The organism is Mesorhizobium sp. WSM4814 (assembly GCF_055811595.1).
In genome coordinates, this window is the sequence record NZ_JBVVQT010000013.1 from 1 (window position 1) to 18,794 (window position 18,794).

The window sequence follows — 18,794 nt, forward strand, 5'->3', positions numbered from 1 at the left end:
CCCGGTGAGGAAGCCGGCATGAGGGGGCGGAGTCTGCCCAAAATCCGCCGAGGGGGGGCCAATTGGGCCCCCGAGGCCTGCAACCGGGCCAATGTGGCCTGATTGCGTTTCAAAAAACGCCCCATGCGCCATCTGCGCCAAACTTCGGCCCCCGTGCAAAGCCCTCACAAGGGGAGAAGGCAAAATGGCGAGGTGCCCCTTCTTGGTTTGCAACTTAGGCCCGCAGCACGCCACCAGTCTGCTTATGCACATTCTCGACGATGCGCTTTGCCAGCGCCTCGAAATCCTCGTCGGTCAGCGTCTTTTCAACCGGCTGGATCGATACTTCGATGGCGATCGATTTCTTGGCGGCGCCGAGTGACGCCCCTTCGAAAACGTCGAAGACCGAGACATTGGTGATCAGCTTCCTGTCGGCAGCAAGGGCTGCGCGGGTCAGCGTGCCGGCTTCGACCGCCTTGTCGACGACGAAGGCGAAATCGCGCTTGACCGCCTGGAAGGCGGACAGTTCCAGTCTCGGTTTTGTCCGCGTCGGCTTGGCCTTCGGCTCGGGCACGGCATCGATGAAAACCTCGAAGCCGCAGAGCGGCCCGGAGACGTCAAGTTCCTCCAGCGTCTTCGGGTGGAACTCGCCGAATGTTCCCAAAATGACCTTCGGCCCGAGCTTGATCGTGCCGGAGCGGCCGGGATGATACCAGGCCGGGCCGCCGGCCTCGATCTGCAGCCGCTCTACCGGCGCGCCGCAGGCCTCGAGTGCTGCGATCGCGTCGGCCTTGGCGTCGAATACGCCGACCGGAGCGGCATTGCCGGCCCAGTGGCGGCCGGAGCCTTCGAGCCTGGCCGTGCCGCGCCGCACGCCGGCGGCGACGCGCCGCTGCTGGTCGGCCGCATCGCCCTCATAGGTGCCGGACACTTCGAACAGCGCGACATCGCCGATGCCCTTGTCGGCATTGCGCTGCGCGGCGGCGATCAGGCCCGGCAGCAGCGACGGCCGCATATCGGACATGTCGGCAGCGATCGGGTTGGCGAGCTTCAGTGCGGTCTGGCCGCCGCCGAACAGTTCGGCATGTTTTGCCGGAATGAACGACCAGGTGACCGCCTCCATCATGCCGCGCACCGCCAGCGCCCGCTTGGCGGCGCGGGTGCGGACCTGCAGGACAGTCAGGATTTTGGCGTTGACGGCATCGTGCGCGCCTAGCGGCTGCGGGGCGATGTTGTCGACGCCATGGATGCGCATGACCTCCTCGACCAGATCGGCCTTGCCGTCGACATCCGGCCGCCAAGACGGCACCGCCACATTGACGACATCGCCCGCGCCTTCCGGCTTGAAGCCGAGGCGCGAAAGAATGGCGAGGCTCTCCTCCATGGGCACTTCTGTGCCGGTCAGCCGCCTCACTTCCGACAGCGGGAAGGAAACGATCTTCGGCGCGTGACCGGCATAGCCGACGACTTCGGTTTCGGTCGGCGTCCCGCCGCAGAAGTCCAGCACCAGCTTGGTCGCCAACTCCACGCCGGGCACCATGAATTCCGGGTCGACGCCGCGCTCGAACCGGTAGCGCGCATCGCTGATGATGCCGAGCGTGCGGCCGGTGCGGGCCGTGGTGATCGGATCCCACAGCGCCGATTCGATCAGCACGTCGGTGGTGTTCTCGTCGCAGCCGGAATGTTCGCCGCCCATGATGCCGGCGATCGATTCGACGCCGTCCTGGTCTGCTATCACGCACATGTCAGGCGTCAGCGTGTATTCGCGGCCGTCAAGCGCCAGCACCTTTTCACCGTCACGCGCCCGGCGCACGGTAAGATTGCCGGCGACCTTGTTCGCGTCGAACACATGCAGCGGCCGGCCGCGATCGAAGGTGACGAAATTGGTGATATCGACCAGCGCGCTGATCGGCCGAAGCCCAATGGCGATCAGCCGCTGCTGCAGCCATTTCGGCGACGGACCGTTGTTCACGCCTTTCACCAATCTCAGGGCGAAGCCGGGGCAGAGCTCCGGGGCTTCGATCGTCACCTTCACCGGGCACATGCCGCTGCCGGCATGCGGCATGATCGCGCCGCCGACGAGGCGGCCGAGACCGCTCGCCGCCAGATCGCGGGCAATGCCGTAGACGCTGGTCGCATCCGGACGGTTCGGCGTCAAATTGATCTCTATGACCGGATCGTCGAGATGCGCATAGGCGGCGAAGCTGGTGCCGACCGGCGCATCGGCCGGCAGATCGATGATGCCGTCATGCTCTTCGGAAAGCTCGAGCTCGCGCTCGGAGCACATCATGCCGTGGCTTTCGACGCCCCTGATCTTGCCGACCGTCAGCGTCACGTCGATGCCCGGAATATAGGTGCCGGGTGCTGCAAAGGCGCCTAGCAGGCCCGCGCGGGCGTTCGGCGCTCCACACACAACTTGCACGGGTGCCTTGCCGTCGCCGGTATCGACCGTCAGCACGCGCAACCGATCGGCATCGGGGTGCTGCATCGCCGTCAGCACCTTGGCGATGACGAAGGGTTTTAGGCTCGATCTGTCGTCGACATGCTCGACTTCGAGGCCGATCGAGGTCAGCCGCTCGACGATCTCGTTGAGCGAGGCGTCGGTCTCGAGGTGGTCCTTGAGCCAGGAGAGGGTGAATTTCATGACTGTGTTCCGTCTAGTCTGGGCACGCTGGTCTTCAGATGTCTCGGCAAGTCATCCGGCATGTGCACGAAGGGAAGCTGCTCGCGCACATGGGCGTGGTGCGTCGGCTTGAAATAGGCCGGCATGTCCATGGCGCCGAGCATGAAATAGATGTGGTCGGCCAGCCGCTCGTCGACATAGGCGATCGGCGAGCCGCAGATGCCGCAAAAGGAGCGCGTCACCGGTCCGTTCTCGAACATCTTCAGCGCCTTGCCCGTGAAGGCGACCTGCTCGGTCAGGAAGCCGACGAAGGCCGATACCGGCGCGCCGCTGGCCCGCCGGCAATCGCCGCAATGGCAATAGCTGACATGGTGCGGTTCGGCCGAAGCCTCGAACCGCACGGCGCCGCAGCGGCAGCCGCCGGTGTGGGCCGCTGTCATGCGCTCAAGCCTGCGAACAGCGTCGGCATGTCGAGCGGCCGGAAGCCGTAATGCGACAGCCAGCGCACATCGGCGTCGAAGAAGGCGCGCAGGTCCGGCATGCCGTATTTCAGCATGGCGATGCGATCGATGCCCATGCCCCAGGCAAAGCCCTGATATTCGTCGGGATCGAGCCCGCCATACCTCAGCACATTGGGGTGGACCATGCCGCAGCCGAGGATCTCCATCCAGTCGGAGCCTTCGCCGAAGCGCACCTCGCCCGGCCGCGAACGGTCGCACTGGATGTCGACCTCCATGCTGGGTTCGGTGAACGGGAAGAAGCTCGGCCGGAAGCGCATCTTGACCTGGCGTACCTCGAAGAAGGCCTTGCAGAACTCCTCCAGCACCCATTTCATGTTGGCGACGTTGGCTGATCTGTCGATCACCAGCCCTTCGACCTGATGGAACATCGGCGAGTGCGTGGCATCGGAATCCTGGCGGTAGGTTTTTCCGGGAATGACGATGCGGATCGGCGGCTTCTGCACCTCCATGGTGCGGATCTGCACCGGCGAGGTGTGGGTGCGCAAAAGCTTGCGCTCGCCCTTCTCGTCCGGCTGGAAAAAGAAGGTGTCATGCATCTCGCGCGCCGGATGGCCTTCCGGGAAGTTCAGCGCGGTGAAATTGTAGTAATCGGTCTCGATATCGGGACCTTCGGCGATGGCAAAGCCGAGGTCGCCGAAGATCGCGGCAATCTCGTCGCTGACCTGGCTGATCGGATGGATGCGGCCGCGCTCGGCCGGCGATTGCCGCACCGGCAGTGTGACGTCGACCTTTTCCGCCGCGAGCCGTGCCGCGATCGCTGCGTCCTTGAGCTCGGCGCGGCGCGCGGTAAGCGCCTCGGTGATGCGGTTCTTGAGACCGTTGATCGCCGGGCCTTTTATCTGGCGCTCTTCTGCGCTCATCGAGCCGAGCGTCTTCAGCATTTCGGAGACCGAGCCCTTCTTGCCGAGCGCTGAAACACGCACGGCTTCGATCGCCTGCTCGTCGGCGGCCGACGCAATGTCGCTCATCAGGGAATTTTCGAGAGTTTCCATGTCACTCATGTTTCAGACTCGATTGAAGGCAAAGAAAAACCCGCGCCAGCCCTGCCAGCGCGGGTTTCCCAAATCAAGTGTCGATGTGCTTGGGAAGGCGCTGGTTAGGCTACAGCGCTTTCAAAAGCGTTCGGCGTGGTGTTCTTGAGGTACTCGAGCGCGACTTTGGCCTTGGCCACAAGGGCGGCAAATGCCTGCGGCTCGTGGATGGCCATGTCCGACAGGACCTTGCGATCGATCTCGATGCCGGCCTTGTTGAGACCGTCGATGAACCGGCCATAGGTCAGGCCATGCTCGTGGGTCGCGGCATTGATACGCTGGATCCACAGAGCGCGGAACGAACGCTTGCGGTTCTTGCGGTCGCGGTAGGCATACTGCAGCGACTTTTCCACCGCCTGCTTGGCGATGCGAATGGTGTTCTTGCGGCGGCCGTAGAAACCCTTGGCGGCTTTCAGGACCTTTTTGTGCTTGGCGTGCGAGGTGACGCCTCTTTTTACGCGTGCCATGTCATGATCTCCTTAAAACTTGTCCAGACCGAATGCCTTAGAGGCCGTTCGGCAGAAAATTCTTGATGACCTTCTTGCCATCCGGTTCAGCCAGAACCATCGTGCCGCGGGCATTTCGAATGAACTTGTTGGAACGCTTGATCATGCCGTGACGCTTGCCGGCCGCAGCCGACAGGACTTTACCCGTACCTGTGATCTTGAACCGCTTCTTGGCGGCTGACTTGGTCTTCATCTTGGGCATTTTGCTACTCCGTTATGTGCGCATCATCGCGCTTTTTGTTCGCTTCAGGCCGACCAAAGCCCGAAAAGCAAATGAAACCGCCACGGCATGCCCTGCCGGGCGGTTTTTGGGAACGGCGGTGCTATACGTCAAAGCGGGCCGGCGTGCAACACCCTGTGCCGACACACAATGGGCCTATGGGAAACGGAACAGCACCGGCAGTATGCCCGATTGCTGGGCGGCGTCGATCGATTCGAAAAACGGCATGGCGACGAGGAACACCAGTCCGTCCAGCAGCGTCGTCCGCAGCAGGCGCGGCTTGAAGCCGCCGGTGTCGCCTTCCTGATACAGCGAAAGCTTCGGGAAAAAGCGCGGCACTCGCGCCATATAGGCCTGGAATGGCGTTCCGAAGGCCTCCTTCAGGAACGTCTCTTCGCGCAGGATGACGACATGAAAGGCGGCGGCGCAAATCACCGCGAAGCCGATCGCCGCAGTGATCGAGCCCATCTGCGCGCCGACGCCGGCGGCAGCTATCGAGGAGAAGACATAGAGCGGATTGCGGGTGATCGAATAGGGTCCGCCGGTAACCACCTCGGAGGATTTGCGTCCGCCGATATAGAGCGTCGACCACAAGCGCCCGACAATGCCAAGAAAGATCAGCAGGACGCCGACCATCTCGATCGTTTCGTGCGGCACGCTTTCGGGAGGAAAAGCAGACTGGCCAAACAGCAGCGCTGCGAACATGACGACCACGAGGGCGGCAAGCACCATCCTGCGCGCGTGCTGATACCTGCCCAGCGCACGCCTGGCCTGCGCTTGTCCGGCCTGCGCAGATTTAACTTCATTGAGCATGTCGGGAATCCAATCGTCGAGGAACTTGCCGGCGATCGCGGCATCCGCAGCTCAATACAGCCAGAAGAGGACGGGAATTACGCCTCTTTCCTGTCCGGACTCGATGAGTTCGAAAAACGGTACGGAAGCCACGAACATCAAGCCGTCGCGCAGCGTGTGATTAAAAATGCGCGGTGTGAAGGTGACCTCGGCCTGATCGCGATAAAGCCGGGGATTGGGAAAAAACCGCGGCACCCGTGCGATGTAGTCCTTGTACGGCGCCCCGAGCACGGTCGTCAAATGCCGTTCCTCGCGCAGCGTGACGATGTAGAACGCGGCCGCGCACAAAACCGCCGACGCCACCGAGACGATCACGCTGCCGGTCTGGGCGCCGATGCCGGCGGCCCCTATGGTGGAGAAAAAATACAGCGGGTTGCGCATCACCGAATAGGGGCCGGTAGCAACCAGTTCGGCCGACTTGCGGCCGCCGATATAGAGGATCGACCAGAGCCGGCCGCCGATCCCGATCAGTATCAGGGCGATGCCGTACTGCCCCTCTATGCGTTCGTGGCCCAGTTCATCGTGGGTGGAGCCGCCGAAGATCAGCAAAGCGCAAAAAGCACCGATCAGCAGCGCCAGCAGGACGCGCCGGCGCCGCTGATAGCGGCCCATTTCGTCGAACGATCTTTCAATCGGAGAACGTGCCGCAGCGGCCATGGACAATCCTTTCGCCGCGAGGACCGGCAACCGGAATCCTTGTCGATGCAACTTGCGGAGAAATCATGGCGAAGACAAAAACAAACAAAAGGCCGCCGAAGCGGCCTTTGCTTTGACGGGACCGCTTTGGCGGAATCGCTTAGCGGGGCGCCAGCACCATCATCATCTGGCGGCCTTCGAGCTTCGGTTCGGCTTCGACTTTGGCGATCGGTGCAACTTCCTCGCGAACCTTGTTCAAAAGCTGCATGCCGAGTTCCATATGCGCCATCTCGCGGCCGCGAAAGCGCAATGTCAGCTTGACCTTGTCACCTTCCTCGAAAAACCGCCGGACCGCTTTCATCTTGGTCTCGTAGTCATGGCTGTCGATGTTCGGGCGCATCTTGATCTCTTTGATCTCGATGACCTTCTGGTTCTTGCGCGCCTCGGCCGCCTTCTTCTGGTTGGCGTATTTCAGCTTGCCGAGATCGAGAATTTTTACGACGGGCGGCACTGCGTTGGGCGATATCTCGACCAGATCGAGCCCAGCCTCTTCGGCGAGCAGCAATGCGTCGTTGATGGAGACATCGCCATGGTTGTGGCCTTCGGCGTCGATAAGCTGGACCCGGGGAACCCGGATGTCACGGTTGGAGCGCGGGCCCTCCTTGGTGGGCGCCGTTGCTTTGAAAGGTCTGCGAATGGTCGTGGTCTCCTTGAGCCGTTTCGTTCGGGGTTTTCAATTCAGAATTGCGAACGCGCCAATGTGGTGAGCGCGCGGCCGGAGTCAATAGCACAGCGCTCACAGGAAATCACCTGTTCCCTGACTTCTGCCTGCACCAAACGAAGAAAGTTGCCGAGCACTTTTCGTTGAACCGTCCGCTGTGTCAAAAGACCTGTGTGAGGAGTGAGCCATGACCGCACCGGTTTTTCTCGACGTCGACGGAACCAGCATCGCTGTCAGGCGCGCTGCGGGTGCCGAGCCAGGCATTGTCTGGCTCGGCGGCTACAAGTCGGACATGCTGGGCACCAAGGCCGAGAAGCTGGCGGAATGGGCGAGCGGGCAAGGCCGGGCTTTCCTGCGCCACGACTATTCCGGTCACGGCGAATCGGGCGGCGCCTTTGCGGACGGCACCGTCTCGAACTGGCTTTCGCAAAGTCTCGCCGTCTTCAATCATTTCACGCAAGGCAGGCAAATCCTGGTCGGCTCCTCGATGGGCGCATGGATCGCGCTGCGCATGGTCCAGGAATTGCGCCAGGAATTGCACACGCCAGGCGAGAACCGCATCGCCGGTCTGGTGCTTCTAGCGCCGGCGCCGGATTTCACCGCCGAGTTGGTCGAGCCGGCGCTGACCAAAGCGCAGAAGCGCGATCTTGCCAAAAAAGGTTTTTTCGAGGAGCCGTCGGACTATTCGGCCGAGCCTTACATCTACACCCGAGCGCTGATCGAGGACGGCCGCAACAACCGGGTGCTGACAGGGCCGATCGACACCCACTGCCCCGTCCACATATTGCAAGGGCTGGCCGATGCCGACGTGCCGCCGAGCCATGCGCTGAAACTGGTCGGCCTGCTGCCGGCCGACGACGTCACGCTGTCGCTGATCCCCGACGGCGACCATCGCCTGTCGCGGCCTCAGGATCTCGACATGCTGGTGCGGGCGGTCGATGCCATCGTGCGGCAGGCAGGCTAGGACATGCGCATTTCCATTCCGGTATCCGCCTTCGTTGCAGCGATTGTCGGCTTCGGCGGCACGTTGGCCATCGTCATCGCCGCCGCCAAGGCAGTCGGCGCGACGCAAGTCGAAACCGCGAGCTGGGTGACGGCGATCTGCCTCGCGATGGCGATCGAGAGCCTGTGGCTGTCGTGGCGCACCAGGATGCCGGTCATCGCCGCATGGTCGACGCCGGGGGTGGCGCTGATCGCGGCATCGAGCGGCTTTTCGATCAACGAGGCCGTCGGCGCCTTCATCGTCACCGGGATTTTGCTGATAGCCACCGGCCTGTTCAGGCCCTTGACCAAGCTGATCGCCAGGATACCGGCCTCGGTCGCGTCGGGGATGCTCGCCGGCATCGTCGTCACCTTCGCCATCAATGCGGTGAAGGCGATTCCCGTCGACCCGTGGCTGATCCTGCCGCTGATCGCCGCCTTCTTTGTCATCCGCCTGTTCAATCCGGCGCTCTCGGTGCTGGCGGTGCTGATCGGCGGCGGCGCTGCCGCGTTCCTCACCGGCCGGGTCGGTGGTCTGCCGACCCCGGAACTTTCGACATTGACGCTGATTGCGCCGCAGTTCACCGTCACGGCGATCATCGGCCTGGCGCTGCCGCTTTATCTGGTCACCATGGCCTCGCAGAACCTATCCGGCCTCGCCGTGCTGAGGGCGGCGGGCTACCACCCGGAACCCGGCCCGCTGATCGGCGTCACCGGCATGCTTTCGCTGCTGTCGGCACCATTCGGGGCCTCGACCACCAACCTGGCGGCGATCTCGGCGGCGATCTGCACCGGCCCCGACGTGCATCCCGATCCGGGCGAGCGCTGGAAGACCGGTCCCTTCTACGCGCTTGCCTACCTCGTCTTCGCCATTTTCGGCGCCTCGCTGGTGGCGATCTTTGCCGTGCTGCCGCAGAGCCTGATCGTGCTGGTCGCCGGACTGGCGCTGATGGCGCCGCTCGCCAACGCGCTGTCGATCGCCATGAAGGAAGACGGCGAACGCATGGCCGCTACCGTCACCTTTGCCGTCACCGCCTCGGGGCTGACGCTGTTCGGCGTCGGTGCGGCGTTCTGGGGCCTGATTGCGGGCCTGGTCGTCCTTTTCCTTGAAACGCTCAAAAAGCGATAATCATTTCAAACGCTTGTCCGGTTTTGGCCGACACTGTCTTGAATCGCCGTTTTTCTCATCCCATTTCGATTCCACGCAGCCGGGATTGGCTGTCTCCAACTGAAGGATTGGGAGAAAATGAACACATCTGCATTGATCCGTCCGGCATGGACGCCGGCAACCATCGCACTGATGGTGATCGGTTTTATGGTGTTCTGGCCGCTCGGCCTCGCCATGCTCGCCTACATCATCTGGGGCGACCGGCTTGACGGCTTCAAGCGCGACGTCAACCGCGCGACCGACGGCATCTTCGCCGGCTGCCGCCGCGGTTCCGACAAAGCGGCGCGCTGGGGCCACGGCTCTGCCCGCACCGGCAACGTCGCTTTCGACGACTGGCGCGAAAAAGAACTCGAGCGGCTCAATGAAGAGCGCCGCAAGCTCGACGAGATGCTGAGCGAGTTCGACGAATACGCCAGGGAATTGCGTCGCGCCAAGGACCAGGAAGAGTTCGACCGCTTCATGGCGAACCGCAACAAGTCGACGTCACCCACAACCGGCGGGCCTACAACCGGCGGTGGCAAATCCACGCCAGGCCTGCTTGACGAGTAAGGCACTTGCCTCGACATAAATAATAATCAAAAACGGCGTCGCGTCAGCGGCGCCGTTTCTTTTTTGTTCTATTCGTTTTCCTCGAATCACGTATCGTCCCGGCTATGTCATTCGGCTTCTTCCGCAACCTGACCAAACCCAGGCCCGCCCCCGTCGTGGAGCGGGAGCATTGTGTTGCCGGCCGCACGCTGCCGCTCAAGATCGTCGAGAGCGACCGGGCGCGGCGATTGACGCTGCGCATCGATTCCGGTGGCCGGGGCCTGCGCATCACCGTGCCACCGGGCCTGCGGCGAGGCGAGGTGGAAAAATTCCTTGACCGCCATCAGGACTGGCTGGAGCAGCGGCTGGCCAAGGTGCCCAACCGGCCGCAAGTGCGGCCCGGCATCAAGATACCGGTGCGCGGCGTGCCGCATCGCATCGTTCATGAGCCCTCGAAACGCGGTACCGTCACGCTGTCGTGCGACGAACGCGGTCCGCTGATGATCGTGCATGGCGAGCGCGTGCACCTGCCGCGCCGCATCGCCGATTTCCTCAAGCGCGAGGCCAAGCGCGAGATCGAGCGGTTGGTGGTCAGGCACACCGGGACGATCGGCAAGCGCGCCAAGGCAATCCGCTTCAAGGACACGTCGAGCCGCTGGGGGTCATGCACGTCGGACGGCAACCTGTCGTTCTCCTGGCGCATCATGATGGCGCCGCGACCGGTCATAAACTATCTCGTCGCGCATGAGGTGGCGCATCTCAAGGAGATGAACCACGGCCCGAAATTCTGGAAATTGTGCGAGCAGCTCTGCCCCGACACCGAGCGCTGCAAGGACTGGCTCAAGCGCAATGGTGGCGCGCTGCAAGCGATCATGTTCGAATAGATCGCCCGGTCAATCATCATTCGCCGCGTTCAACTCCTCTGGGCGCAGCCCCTCGTCGGTATGGCGCGGCCATGGCAGGAAGTCCTTCTTGAAGGCGTTGCTGCCGAAATAGTCGAGCGCGCGGTGTGCCTCGGCGCCGTTGAAGGCGGCCTTGTCCATCAGATGGGCGATGACCTCGCGAGCCTGCGCGACTTTTTGCCTGAGTTGGGCGACGGTATCGTCTGCCATGCTTGTTTGCTCCCGCCTGTATTATCTGAAGTAAGTAGCCCGTTCCGCTCTCTTGTCTTAGGAAGGTAGCGCGTTCCGCGCCGGTGGCAAACATGCGCTTTTTCTCGACTCTTTTGCCGTTTCGTGCCAATCCCCGCGTCATGGCGCTCGACATCAAGATATGCGGACTGAAGACCGACAAGGCATTGGCCGCGGCATTGGCCGGCGGCGCCAGCCATGTCGGCTTTATTTTCTTTGCCAAAAGCCCGCGCTATGTCGAGCCGGCGGAAGCCGGCCGCTTGCGCGAAGCGGCGATTGGCAAGGCCGGGGCGGTTGCCGTGACAGTCGACGCCGGCGATGCGTTTCTGGATGAAATCGTCGAAAAAATGCAGCCTGACATGCTGCAGCTGCATGGTTCGGAAACGCCGGAGCGGGTGGCCGAGATCAAGGCCCGCTATGGCCTGCCGGTGATGAAGGCGCTGCCGGTCAGCGAGGTTGCCGACCTGGAGCGGACAAGACCCTTCGTCGGCATTGCCGACCGTTTCCTGTTCGACGCCAAGCCGCCGAAGGGTTCGCAACTGCCGGGCGGCAACGGCGTTGCCTTCGACTGGCGCGTTCTGGCCGGCCTTGACGCAGGCGTCGATTACATGCTTTCCGGTGGGCTCAACGCCGCCAATATCGGCGATGCCTTTCGGCTTGCCAACCCGCCCGGACTAGACATTTCCTCAGGCGTGGAAAGCGCGCCGGGCGTCAAGGATCCGGCGCTGATCGAACAGTTTTTCCGGGCCGTCAGGGCAGCACGCGACAGCCGCGCCGCCTGACCGTGCTTCAAACCACAAGTTAGGAGATCGGCGATGAACAAGCCGGCGATACCCAATTCCTTCCGCACCGGACCCGACGAGCAGGGCATGTTCGGCATCTTCGGCGGTCGTTTCGTTGCCGAAACACTGATGCCGCTGATCCTCGACCTCGAGCGGCACTGGAACGAGGTCAAGGACGATGCGGACTTCAAGGCCGAACTGACTGACCTTTCGACCCACTATGCCGGGCGGCCGTCGAAGCTTTATTTCGCCGAAGGCCTGACCAGGCATCTTCGCGAGGTTTCCGCGGCTAAGGGCCTCGGGGGCGGCGCAAAGGTCTATTTCAAGCGCGAGGATCTGAACCACACCGGCTCGCACAAGATCAACAACTGCCTCGGCCAGATCCTGCTGGCCAAGCGCATGGGCAAGAAGCGCATCATCGCCGAGACCGGCGCCGGCCAGCACGGCGTGGCGTCGGCCACCGTGGCGGCGCGTTTCGGCTTTCCGTGCGTCGTCTATATGGGCGCCACCGACGTCGCCCGGCAAAGCCCGAACGTCTTCCGCATGAAGCTGCTCGGCGCCGAGGTGCGGCCGGTGAGCGCTGGCCACGGCACGTTGAAGGACGCCATGAACGAAGCTCTTCGAGATTGGGTGACCAATGTCGAGGACACCTACTACCTGATCGGCACCGCCGCCGGCCCGCACCCCTATCCGGAGTTGGTGCGCGACTTCCAGTCGGTGATCGGCATCGAGGCGCGCGCCCAGATCCTCGAGCAGGAAGGCCGGCTGCCGGACACGATCATCGCCGCCGTCGGCGGCGGTTCCAACGCCATCGGCCTTTTTCACCCGTTCCTCGATGACCGCAGCGTAAAGATCATCGGTATCGAGGCCGGTGGCCGCGGCCTCGACGGCATCGAGCATTGCGCCTCAATGAACGCCGGCGCGCCCGGCGTGCTGCACGGCAACCGCACCTATCTCCTGCAGAACGCCGACGGGCAGATCATGGACGGGCATTCGATTTCGGCCGGCCTCGACTATCCCGGCGTCGGGCCGGAGCATTCCTGGCTGCGCGACAGTGGCCGCGTCGACTATGTGCCTGTTCTCGACGACGAGGCGCTGGAGGCGTTCCGGTTGACGACACGCGTCGAAGGCATCATTCCGGCGCTCGAATCCGCCCATGCCATCGCGCATGCGGTGAAGATCGTGCCCGCCATGGACAAGGACCAGATCGTCATCGTCAACCTGTCCGGCCGCGGCGACAAGGACGTGCATACGGTGGCCAATATGCTGGGCATGGAGATCTAAGGTGACCGCCACGCTATCGAAGCCTGTTTACGACTACAAGACTTCCGACGAAATCTTGGAAGAGGTCAACAAAATCTGGAAGGCTGGAAAGAAACTGGAGGATGTAACCACTCGTCAGTTTTTAACATGGTTTGATGCATATAGGCGAGGACCAAACATCGTCGCCCGAATCCGCAGCTTACTTGAAAAATATAGTCTTGAAACCTACCCCGATTTTGAATCTCGGTACATAGACGCCAATATCACAGTAAGGCCAGTTAAAGTTGTTAATGAGAGGATATCCGATAGTACCAAGCAGGATGGTGGGAACGATCCCGTTTTCCGAATCGGACTACTAGCTTCTGCGAATAGAGATTTTGTTCACATAGCTCCAACCCAACTTGTTTCGCAGGCTGTCACTTTAATGATAGCGCACGACTTCTCGCAGCTTCCTGTCATGACAGGACCCAGAGACTTAAAGGGAGCGATCTCTTGGAAGTCGATTGGCTCCCGTTTAGCGGTTGTTGGCGACGGGGAGATCGTTGGCGACTTCTTAGAGAAGGCAACCGTGATTGAGTATGGTACGCCGCTGTTTTCTACGATTAATACTATCATTAGCTGCGACTACGTTCTGATTCAGAGGCCGGACCGCACTTTCAGTGGCATTGTCACAACCGCCGATCTAAGCGAGCAGTTCCTTGCGCTCGGGCAAGCCTTTATGTTGGTAAATGAAATCGAGAACCAAGTCAGGGTCATATTGCAAAGATGGAGCAGATTGAACAGGAAGGAAATCTCCAAGATATGCGATATCGATGAAGACCAATATGAAGATGTTTATGATCTAACTTTTGGAAACTACCTATCGATATTCCACAGCCCTGATTTTTGGAAGAGTATACCTGTAAGAATAGATCAGAAGATGTTCTGTAAATTTCTAGACGAGGTACGAGAGATTCGAAATAGTGTAATGCACTTTAGCGCCGATCCAACTCCTGTCGAGGAAATCCAAAAGCTAAAGAAATTTTCGGCCTTTCTCCAACATCTCGAGGCTATTGGAAAAAAATGACCACCCGCATCGACCGCCGTATGGCCAAGCTGAAGGCCGAAGGGCGCCCGGCACTCGTCACCTATTTCATGGGTGGCGACCCCGACTACGACACCTCGCTGTCGATCATGAAGGCATTGCCCGGCGCCGGCAGCGACATCATCGAGCTCGGCATGCCGTTTTCCGATCCGATGGCCGACGGCCCGGCGATCCAGGCGGCCGGCCTGCGCGCGCTGAAAGGCGGGCAGACGCTGGTCAAGACGCTGAAGATGGCGTCGGAATTCCGTGCCGCCGACAATGAAACGCCGATTGTTTTGATGGGCTACTACAATCCGATCTACATCCACGGCGTCGACCGCTTCCTCGGCGATGCGCTGGCCAGCGGCATAGACGGGCTGATCGTCGTCGACCTGCCGCCGGAAATGGATGAGGAGCTGTGCATTCCGGCGCTGAAGGCCGGCATCAATTTCATCCGGCTGGCGACGCCGACCACCGACGACAAGCGCCTGCCCAAGGTGCTGCAGAACACCTCTGGCTTCGTCTATTACGTGTCGATGACCGGCATCACCGGCTCAGCACTTGCCGACACCGGCAAGGTGGCGGCGGCGGTCGGGCGCATCAAGGGCCATACCGACCTGCCGGTCTGCGTCGGCTTCGGCGTCAAGACCGCCGAGCAGGCGCGCATCATCGGAGCGTCGGCCGACGGCGTCGTCGTCGGCACTGCGATCGTCAATGCGGTCGCCAATGTTCTGGGGCCGAAGGGCGAAAAGACCGCCGACCCGGCCGAGGCGGTCGCCACGCTGGTCAGCGGGCTTTCGCAAGGCGTGCGCGCGGCCCGCCTTGCTGCCGCCGAATAGTCTTGATCTTCTGGTTGACCATGATCTCCACCGAAAACCGGTTTCCACTTTTCGGGATCATGGTCTAACTCTTCGTCAGGACAGGAGCCGAAGCGATGAACTGGATCACCAACTACGTTCGACCGAAGATCAATTCGATGCTCGGCCGGCGCACCGACATGCCTGAAAACCTCTGGATCAAGGATCCGGAGACCGGCGAGATGGTCTTCCACAAGGATCTGGAGCAGAACCAGTTCGTCATCCCGTCCTCCGGCCATCACATGAAGATCTCGGCCAGGGAGCGGCTGAGATTCTTCATGGACGACGGCAAGTACGAGATGCTCGAAAACCCCAAGGTGGTGCAGGATCCGCTGAAATTCCGCGACGAGAAGCGCTACACCGACCGGCTGAAGGACGCCAAGGCCAAGACCGGGCTGGAGGACGCGATCATCAATGCGCTGGGCACCGTCGAAGGCCTGCCGGTGGTGGTGACCGTGCAGGACTTCGCCTTCATGGGCGGCTCGCTCGGCATGGCCGCCGGCGACGCCATCGTTCGTGGCTTCGAGGCCGCAGTGCAACGCAAGCGGCCGCTGATCCTGTTCGCGGCCTCCGGCGGCGCCCGCATGCAGGAGGGCATCCTGTCGCTCATGCAATTGCCGAGAACCACGATCGGCGTCGATCGGCTGAAGGAAGCCGGTCTTCCCTATATCGTCGTTCTGACCAATCCGACTACCGGCGGCGTCACTGCCTCCTACGCCATGCTGGGCGACGTGCACATCGCCGAGCCCGGCGCGCTGATCGGCTTTGCCGGGCCGCGCGTCATCGAGCAGACGATCAGGGAAAAGCTGCCCGACGGCTTCCAGCGCTCCGAGTATCTGATGGAGCACGGCATGGTCGACATGGTGGTGTCGCGGCTGGAGATGCGCCAGACGATCGCACGGCTCCTGAAAATGCTGCTCAAGCTGCCGGAAGAAGAAAAGCCGCTGGAACCGGAAATCCTGCCGCCGGTGGCGGTCCCGGCGGAAGCACGCCCGCAAGCCTGACGCGACATCCGTCGTCGCGAACCGCGATTGCGCGCCATCTGTGGCGCTGTAGCATCTTGATTTCACGCATGATTCCTTTCCGAAAATCGATTTCGATTTTTCGGGGTCATGCACCTAAAGCGCGTAGTATTTGAACGGATTCATGCAACGCGCTTTAGGTTCTTGTTTTTACGCATGTCGTTGTCGCAAAACCGCTGCGCACTTTTGCGCGACATGCATTAGGATTCTCCCATGAGCACGCTTGCCGCCGACCGCGAAATCGAAAGCCTGATGTCGCTTCATCCGAAGGGCTTCGATCTTTCGCTCGACCGCATTTCGCGGCTGCTGGAGCGGCTTGGCAATCCGCAGGACCATCTGCCGCCGGTCATCCACATCGCCGGCACCAACGGCAAGGGCTCCTGCGCCGCGTTTTCGCGGGCGCTGCTCGAAGCGGCCGGCCACCGCGTCCATGTCCACACATCGCCACATCTGGTGAACTGGCATGAGCGCTATCGGCTGGCCGCCGATGGCGGCGGCAGGCTGGTCGAGGACGAGGTCTTCGCCGATGCCATCGCCCGCGTCGCCAAGGCCAATGAAGGCCAGAAGATCACCGTCTTCGAGATCCTCACCGCCGTCACCTTCCTGCTGTTTTCCGAACATCCGGCAGATGCCGTCATCATCGAGGTCGGCCTTGGCGGCCGCTTTGATGCCACCAATGTCATCACCGAGCCGGCGGTGTCGGTGATCATGCCGGTCTCACTCGACCACGAATCCTTTCTCGGCGACCGTGTCGAACTGATCGCAGCCGAAAAGGCCGGCATCATCAAGAGCGGTTGCCCGGTGGTCATTGGCGCGCAGGAAAGCGAAACGGCGCTTCAGGTGCTTATCGAAACCGCCGAGCGGCTCGACTGTCCCGCCTTCGTCTATGGCCAGGATTTCCTCGCCTTCGAGGAAAACGGCCGGATGGTCTATCAGGACGAAGACGGGCTGATGGACCTGTCGCCACCGCGCCTGCCAGGGCGCCACCAGTTCGCCAATGCGGCGGCGGCGATTGCGGCGGTCAAGTCGGCAGGTTTCGAGATCAGCCATCGCGTCGCCGACAAGGCGATGGCCAATGTCACCTGGCCGGGGCGGATGCAGAAATTGCCGCAAGGCAAGCTGACGGAACTGGCGCCAAAGGGCGCCGACATCTGGCTCGACGGCGGCCACAATCCCGGCGCCGGCGTGGTCGTTGCCGAGGCATTGGCCGAGCAGGAGGAAAAAAACCCGCGGCCGCTGTTCTTGATTTGCGGCATGATCAACACCAAGGACCAGAGCGGCTATTTCCGCGCCTTCAAGGGCCTGGTGCGGCATGTCTACACGGTGCCGGTGAGCCTCAGCGAGGCCAGTGTGCCGAATGACGAACTGGCGATCCGCGCCGTCGAAGCCGGCCTGTCGGCCGAACCGGTGAGCTCCGTCGCCAATGCGCTGATGCTGCTGCGCGACACGTGGGACGGACCGCCGCCGCGCATCCTGATCAGCGGCTCGCTCTATCTGGCCGGCGCGGTGCTGGCCGAAAACGGCACGCCGCCGGTTTGAGGCGCTGGTTCATCAGGGCACGATGACGCCGGACATCGTCAGATCACCGCGAGGAGCCAGCCATGATCAACGTAAAGCAGCTCGCTCACGTTTGCATCTTCGCAGATGATCTCGAAGTGACGCGAAGCTTCTATCGGGACGTCCTCGGCATGGACACCCAGTTCAACTTCCTGCGCGACGGCAAGATTTTCGGTTTCTACCTCAATTGCGGCAGCCGCAGCCACGTCGAGGTGTTCCAGAAAGACGGGGCCAGCTATAGCGACCTGAACCAGATCAACCACTTCTGCCTTGAAGTGGAAAACCTTGACGCCGCGATCGCCCACGTAAGAGCGAAAGGCGTTGACGTCACGTCAAAGAAACACGCATGCGATGATACCTACCAGGCGTGGATTCGCGATCCCAACAACGTGAAGATAGAACTGTTTGAATACACAGAGAAAAGTGCGCAGTTCGTCGGAGGCGATCGCATCGCGGATTGGTGATCGCCTCACGCCTATGGCGGAGACGGCCTCGGTGGGGACTACTTCAGCTCAATCTCGATGAAGGCATACTCGCCCTCATTGGCATTGATGACGTCATGCTCCACGCCCTCCTTGCGGAAATAGGGCGCCCCCTGCTTCATTTCGGCGAAGGATTCGCCGTCCTTGGTCAGGAGCTTGAGCTTGCCGTCCATCAGCGGCACGACGACATAATCATGGCCATGGCGGTGCCAGCCGGTATTGTCGCCCGGCGCGAAGCGGTATTCGGTGACGATGACGCGCTCATTGTCGATGAAGACGGTGGCCTTGGCGGATCCGGTCATGTCGTTCTCCTGCTTTAAGCCAGACAAGAACATGGGCCGGCAAGTGGCGAGTGCCACGGCGGACCAGCCGCATGACCCAGAAAATCCGATCCGATCTTCGGTCAGATCAAGTGCCGCAGCGTCCTTCGCGCGTCCAGGGGGAGGCGCGGCACATTAGATGACGCAGCAAAAAGCCCGGCGCGAGGGCCGGGCTTGTCTGCGGATTTCCGCCGGATCAGGCGAGATTGCCGTTGATCCAGTGCGACAGCGCCGTCTTCGGCGCGGCGCCGACCTTCATGTCGGCCATTTCGCCGCCCTTGAAGATCATCAGCGTCGGAATCGAGCGCACGCCGAACTGCGCGGCCAGCTCGGGATTCTCGTCGATGTTGAGCTTGGCGATCTTGACCTTGCCGCCGAGTTCGATGGCGATGTCTTCCAGCGCCGGCGCGATCATCTTGCACGGGCCGCACCATTCCGCCCAGAAATCGACGACGACCGGCTCCTTGGCGTCAAGCACATCGGTCTGGAAATTGCTCTTGTCGACCTTGACGGTGGCCATGCGAAAATCCTTTCGAGAGTTATTGTCGCACC

22 protein-coding genes are annotated in these 18,794 nt (G+C 61.7%); 11 read left to right on the forward strand and 11 right to left on the reverse strand.

The window, feature by feature from the left end; all coding sequences use genetic code 11:
• Nucleotides 1-214 precede the first annotated feature (214 nt).
• From pheT to infC, 8 genes are all read right to left on the reverse strand, one after another.
• Nucleotides 215-2,623, reverse strand: a complete 2,409-nt coding sequence (pheT, locus tag AC0L2V_RS19405) for a phenylalanine--tRNA ligase subunit beta (protein ID WP_473520934.1) — start codon at nucleotides 2,621-2,623, stop codon at nucleotides 215-217.
• Nucleotides 2,620-3,042, reverse strand: a complete 423-nt coding sequence (locus AC0L2V_RS19410) for a GFA family protein (protein WP_473520935.1) — start codon at nucleotides 3,040-3,042, stop codon at nucleotides 2,620-2,622. The genes pheT and AC0L2V_RS19410 overlap by 4 nt, the downstream gene beginning before the upstream one ends.
• Nucleotides 3,039-4,124 carry a phenylalanine--tRNA ligase subunit alpha gene (gene pheS, locus AC0L2V_RS19415; protein WP_473520936.1) on the reverse strand — a complete coding sequence of 362 codons (1,086 nt, stop codon included), beginning with the start codon at nucleotides 4,122-4,124 and terminating at the stop codon, nucleotides 3,039-3,041. The genes AC0L2V_RS19410 and pheS overlap by 4 nt, the downstream gene beginning before the upstream one ends.
• A gap of 95 nt (nucleotides 4,125-4,219) precedes the next feature.
• Nucleotides 4,220-4,621, reverse strand: a complete 402-nt coding sequence (rplT, locus tag AC0L2V_RS19420; protein ID WP_023796882.1) for a 50S ribosomal protein L20 — start codon at nucleotides 4,619-4,621, stop codon at nucleotides 4,220-4,222.
• 37 nt (nucleotides 4,622-4,658) lie between these two features.
• Nucleotides 4,659-4,862, reverse strand: coding sequence for a 50S ribosomal protein L35 (gene rpmI / locus AC0L2V_RS19425; protein WP_006201248.1), 204 nt, complete (start codon nucleotides 4,860-4,862; stop codon nucleotides 4,659-4,661).
• 174 nt (nucleotides 4,863-5,036) lie between these two features.
• Nucleotides 5,037-5,693 carry a methyltransferase family protein gene (locus tag AC0L2V_RS19430; RefSeq protein ID WP_473520937.1) on the reverse strand — a complete coding sequence of 219 codons (657 nt, stop codon included), beginning with the start codon at nucleotides 5,691-5,693 and terminating at the stop codon, nucleotides 5,037-5,039.
• Between the two features lie 51 nt (nucleotides 5,694-5,744).
• A complete protein-coding gene (locus tag AC0L2V_RS19435; protein ID WP_091592968.1) occupies nucleotides 5,745-6,389 on the reverse strand; it encodes a methyltransferase family protein in 645 nt (214 codons plus the stop codon).
• Between the two features lie 139 nt (nucleotides 6,390-6,528).
• Nucleotides 6,529-7,065: a translation initiation factor IF-3 gene (infC, locus tag AC0L2V_RS19440; protein WP_077374810.1), complete on the reverse strand. Its 537-nt coding sequence runs from the start codon at nucleotides 7,063-7,065 to the stop codon at nucleotides 6,529-6,531.
• A gap of 211 nt (nucleotides 7,066-7,276) precedes the next feature.
• Between infC and AC0L2V_RS19445 the strand changes: the two genes are divergently transcribed.
• From AC0L2V_RS19445 to AC0L2V_RS19460, 4 genes are all read left to right on the forward strand, one after another.
• Nucleotides 7,277-8,053 (forward strand): alpha/beta hydrolase, encoded by a 777-nt coding sequence (locus tag AC0L2V_RS19445; RefSeq protein WP_287220518.1) that lies wholly within the window; start codon nucleotides 7,277-7,279, stop codon nucleotides 8,051-8,053.
• 3 nt (nucleotides 8,054-8,056) lie between these two features.
• Nucleotides 8,057-9,199, forward strand: a complete 1,143-nt coding sequence (locus tag AC0L2V_RS19450) for a benzoate/H(+) symporter BenE family transporter (RefSeq protein WP_473520938.1) — start codon at nucleotides 8,057-8,059, stop codon at nucleotides 9,197-9,199.
• Between the two features lie 117 nt (nucleotides 9,200-9,316).
• Nucleotides 9,317-9,787, forward strand: a complete 471-nt coding sequence (locus tag AC0L2V_RS19455) for a DUF2852 domain-containing protein (RefSeq protein WP_023796888.1) — start codon at nucleotides 9,317-9,319, stop codon at nucleotides 9,785-9,787.
• Nucleotides 9,788-9,891: 104 nt separating this feature from the next.
• Nucleotides 9,892-10,650, forward strand: a complete 759-nt coding sequence (locus AC0L2V_RS19460; RefSeq protein WP_027152023.1) for a M48 family metallopeptidase — start codon at nucleotides 9,892-9,894, stop codon at nucleotides 10,648-10,650.
• A 9-nt stretch (nucleotides 10,651-10,659) separates the two neighbouring features.
• Here the strand turns inward: AC0L2V_RS19460 and AC0L2V_RS19465 are convergent, their stop codons facing one another.
• Complete coding sequence (locus AC0L2V_RS19465) at nucleotides 10,660-10,878, reverse strand: hypothetical protein (RefSeq protein WP_023796889.1); 219 nt, start codon at nucleotides 10,876-10,878, stop codon at nucleotides 10,660-10,662.
• Between the two features lie 140 nt (nucleotides 10,879-11,018).
• Here AC0L2V_RS19465 and AC0L2V_RS19470 point away from each other — a divergent pair, with 140 nt between their 5' ends.
• From AC0L2V_RS19470 to AC0L2V_RS19500, 7 genes are all read left to right on the forward strand, one after another.
• A complete protein-coding gene (locus AC0L2V_RS19470; RefSeq protein ID WP_473520980.1) occupies nucleotides 11,019-11,678 on the forward strand; it encodes a phosphoribosylanthranilate isomerase in 660 nt (219 codons plus the stop codon).
• A gap of 33 nt (nucleotides 11,679-11,711) precedes the next feature.
• Nucleotides 11,712-12,962 (forward strand): tryptophan synthase subunit beta, encoded by a 1,251-nt coding sequence (gene trpB, locus AC0L2V_RS19475; protein WP_473520939.1) that lies wholly within the window; start codon nucleotides 11,712-11,714, stop codon nucleotides 12,960-12,962.
• A gap of 1 nt (nucleotide 12,963) precedes the next feature.
• Nucleotides 12,964-14,007 (forward strand): CBS domain-containing protein, encoded by a 1,044-nt coding sequence (locus AC0L2V_RS19480; RefSeq protein WP_287064009.1) that lies wholly within the window; start codon nucleotides 12,964-12,966, stop codon nucleotides 14,005-14,007.
• Nucleotides 14,004-14,843, forward strand: a complete 840-nt coding sequence (trpA, locus tag AC0L2V_RS19485; RefSeq protein WP_128172852.1) for a tryptophan synthase subunit alpha — start codon at nucleotides 14,004-14,006, stop codon at nucleotides 14,841-14,843. Before AC0L2V_RS19480 ends, trpA begins: the two co-directional genes overlap by 4 nt.
• 95 nt (nucleotides 14,844-14,938) lie before the next feature.
• On the forward strand, nucleotides 14,939-15,865 hold the full coding sequence (gene accD, locus AC0L2V_RS19490; RefSeq protein WP_473520940.1) for an acetyl-CoA carboxylase, carboxyltransferase subunit beta: 927 nt from the start codon (nucleotides 14,939-14,941) through the stop codon (nucleotides 15,863-15,865).
• A 231-nt stretch (nucleotides 15,866-16,096) separates the two neighbouring features.
• Nucleotides 16,097-17,422, forward strand: coding sequence for a bifunctional folylpolyglutamate synthase/dihydrofolate synthase (locus tag AC0L2V_RS19495; protein ID WP_473520941.1), 1,326 nt, complete (start codon nucleotides 16,097-16,099; stop codon nucleotides 17,420-17,422).
• Nucleotides 17,423-17,484: 62 nt separating this feature from the next.
• On the forward strand, nucleotides 17,485-17,904 hold the full coding sequence (locus AC0L2V_RS19500) for a VOC family protein (RefSeq protein ID WP_473520942.1): 420 nt from the start codon (nucleotides 17,485-17,487) through the stop codon (nucleotides 17,902-17,904).
• A 38-nt stretch (nucleotides 17,905-17,942) separates the two neighbouring features.
• On the opposite strand, the gene AC0L2V_RS19505 is transcribed toward AC0L2V_RS19500, so the two are convergent.
• Together AC0L2V_RS19505 and trxA are read right to left on the reverse strand one after the other, a co-directional pair.
• Nucleotides 17,943-18,224, reverse strand: coding sequence for a cupin domain-containing protein (locus AC0L2V_RS19505; RefSeq protein WP_473520943.1), 282 nt, complete (start codon nucleotides 18,222-18,224; stop codon nucleotides 17,943-17,945).
• A gap of 214 nt (nucleotides 18,225-18,438) precedes the next feature.
• Nucleotides 18,439-18,762, reverse strand: a complete 324-nt coding sequence (trxA, locus tag AC0L2V_RS19510) for a thioredoxin (RefSeq protein ID WP_091592579.1) — start codon at nucleotides 18,760-18,762, stop codon at nucleotides 18,439-18,441.
• Nucleotides 18,763-18,794 lie beyond the last annotated feature (32 nt).

Excerpts from the sequence above, each read along its gene's own strand:
- AC0L2V_RS19435 (WP_091592968.1), bottom strand. The coding sequence starts at position 6,389 with ATGGCCGCTGCGGCACGTTCTCCGATTGAAAGATCGTTCGACGAAATG.
- trpB (WP_473520939.1), top strand. The coding sequence starts at position 11,712 with ATGAACAAGCCGGCGATACCCAATTCCTTCCGCACCGGACCCGACGAG.
- trxA (WP_091592579.1), bottom strand. The coding sequence starts at position 18,762 with ATGGCCACCGTCAAGGTCGACAAGAGCAATTTCCAGACCGATGTGCTT.
- pheS (WP_473520936.1), bottom strand. The coding sequence starts at position 4,124 with ATGAGTGACATGGAAACTCTCGAAAATTCCCTGATGAGCGACATTGCG.
- AC0L2V_RS19445 (WP_287220518.1), top strand. The coding sequence starts at position 7,277 with ATGACCGCACCGGTTTTTCTCGACGTCGACGGAACCAGCATCGCTGTC.
- AC0L2V_RS19495 (WP_473520941.1), top strand. The coding sequence starts at position 16,097 with ATGAGCACGCTTGCCGCCGACCGCGAAATCGAAAGCCTGATGTCGCTT.
- AC0L2V_RS19455 (WP_023796888.1), top strand. The coding sequence starts at position 9,317 with ATGAACACATCTGCATTGATCCGTCCGGCATGGACGCCGGCAACCATC.
- AC0L2V_RS19450 (WP_473520938.1), top strand. The coding sequence starts at position 8,057 with ATGCGCATTTCCATTCCGGTATCCGCCTTCGTTGCAGCGATTGTCGGC.
- AC0L2V_RS19430 (WP_473520937.1), bottom strand. The coding sequence starts at position 5,693 with ATGCTCAATGAAGTTAAATCTGCGCAGGCCGGACAAGCGCAGGCCAGG.
- AC0L2V_RS19410 (WP_473520935.1), bottom strand. The coding sequence starts at position 3,042 with ATGACAGCGGCCCACACCGGCGGCTGCCGCTGCGGCGCCGTGCGGTTC.
- AC0L2V_RS19505 (WP_473520943.1), bottom strand. The coding sequence starts at position 18,224 with ATGACCGGATCCGCCAAGGCCACCGTCTTCATCGACAATGAGCGCGTC.
- rpmI (WP_006201248.1), bottom strand. The coding sequence starts at position 4,862 with ATGCCCAAGATGAAGACCAAGTCAGCCGCCAAGAAGCGGTTCAAGATC.
- trpA (WP_128172852.1), top strand. The coding sequence starts at position 14,004 with ATGACCACCCGCATCGACCGCCGTATGGCCAAGCTGAAGGCCGAAGGG.
- pheT (WP_473520934.1), bottom strand. The coding sequence starts at position 2,623 with ATGAAATTCACCCTCTCCTGGCTCAAGGACCACCTCGAGACCGACGCC.
- rplT (WP_023796882.1), bottom strand. The coding sequence starts at position 4,621 with ATGGCACGCGTAAAAAGAGGCGTCACCTCGCACGCCAAGCACAAAAAG.
- AC0L2V_RS19500 (WP_473520942.1), top strand. The coding sequence starts at position 17,485 with ATGATCAACGTAAAGCAGCTCGCTCACGTTTGCATCTTCGCAGATGAT.
- accD (WP_473520940.1), top strand. The coding sequence starts at position 14,939 with ATGAACTGGATCACCAACTACGTTCGACCGAAGATCAATTCGATGCTC.
- AC0L2V_RS19470 (WP_473520980.1), top strand. The coding sequence starts at position 11,019 with ATGGCGCTCGACATCAAGATATGCGGACTGAAGACCGACAAGGCATTG.
- AC0L2V_RS19465 (WP_023796889.1), bottom strand. The coding sequence starts at position 10,878 with ATGGCAGACGATACCGTCGCCCAACTCAGGCAAAAAGTCGCGCAGGCT.
- AC0L2V_RS19460 (WP_027152023.1), top strand. The coding sequence starts at position 9,892 with ATGTCATTCGGCTTCTTCCGCAACCTGACCAAACCCAGGCCCGCCCCC.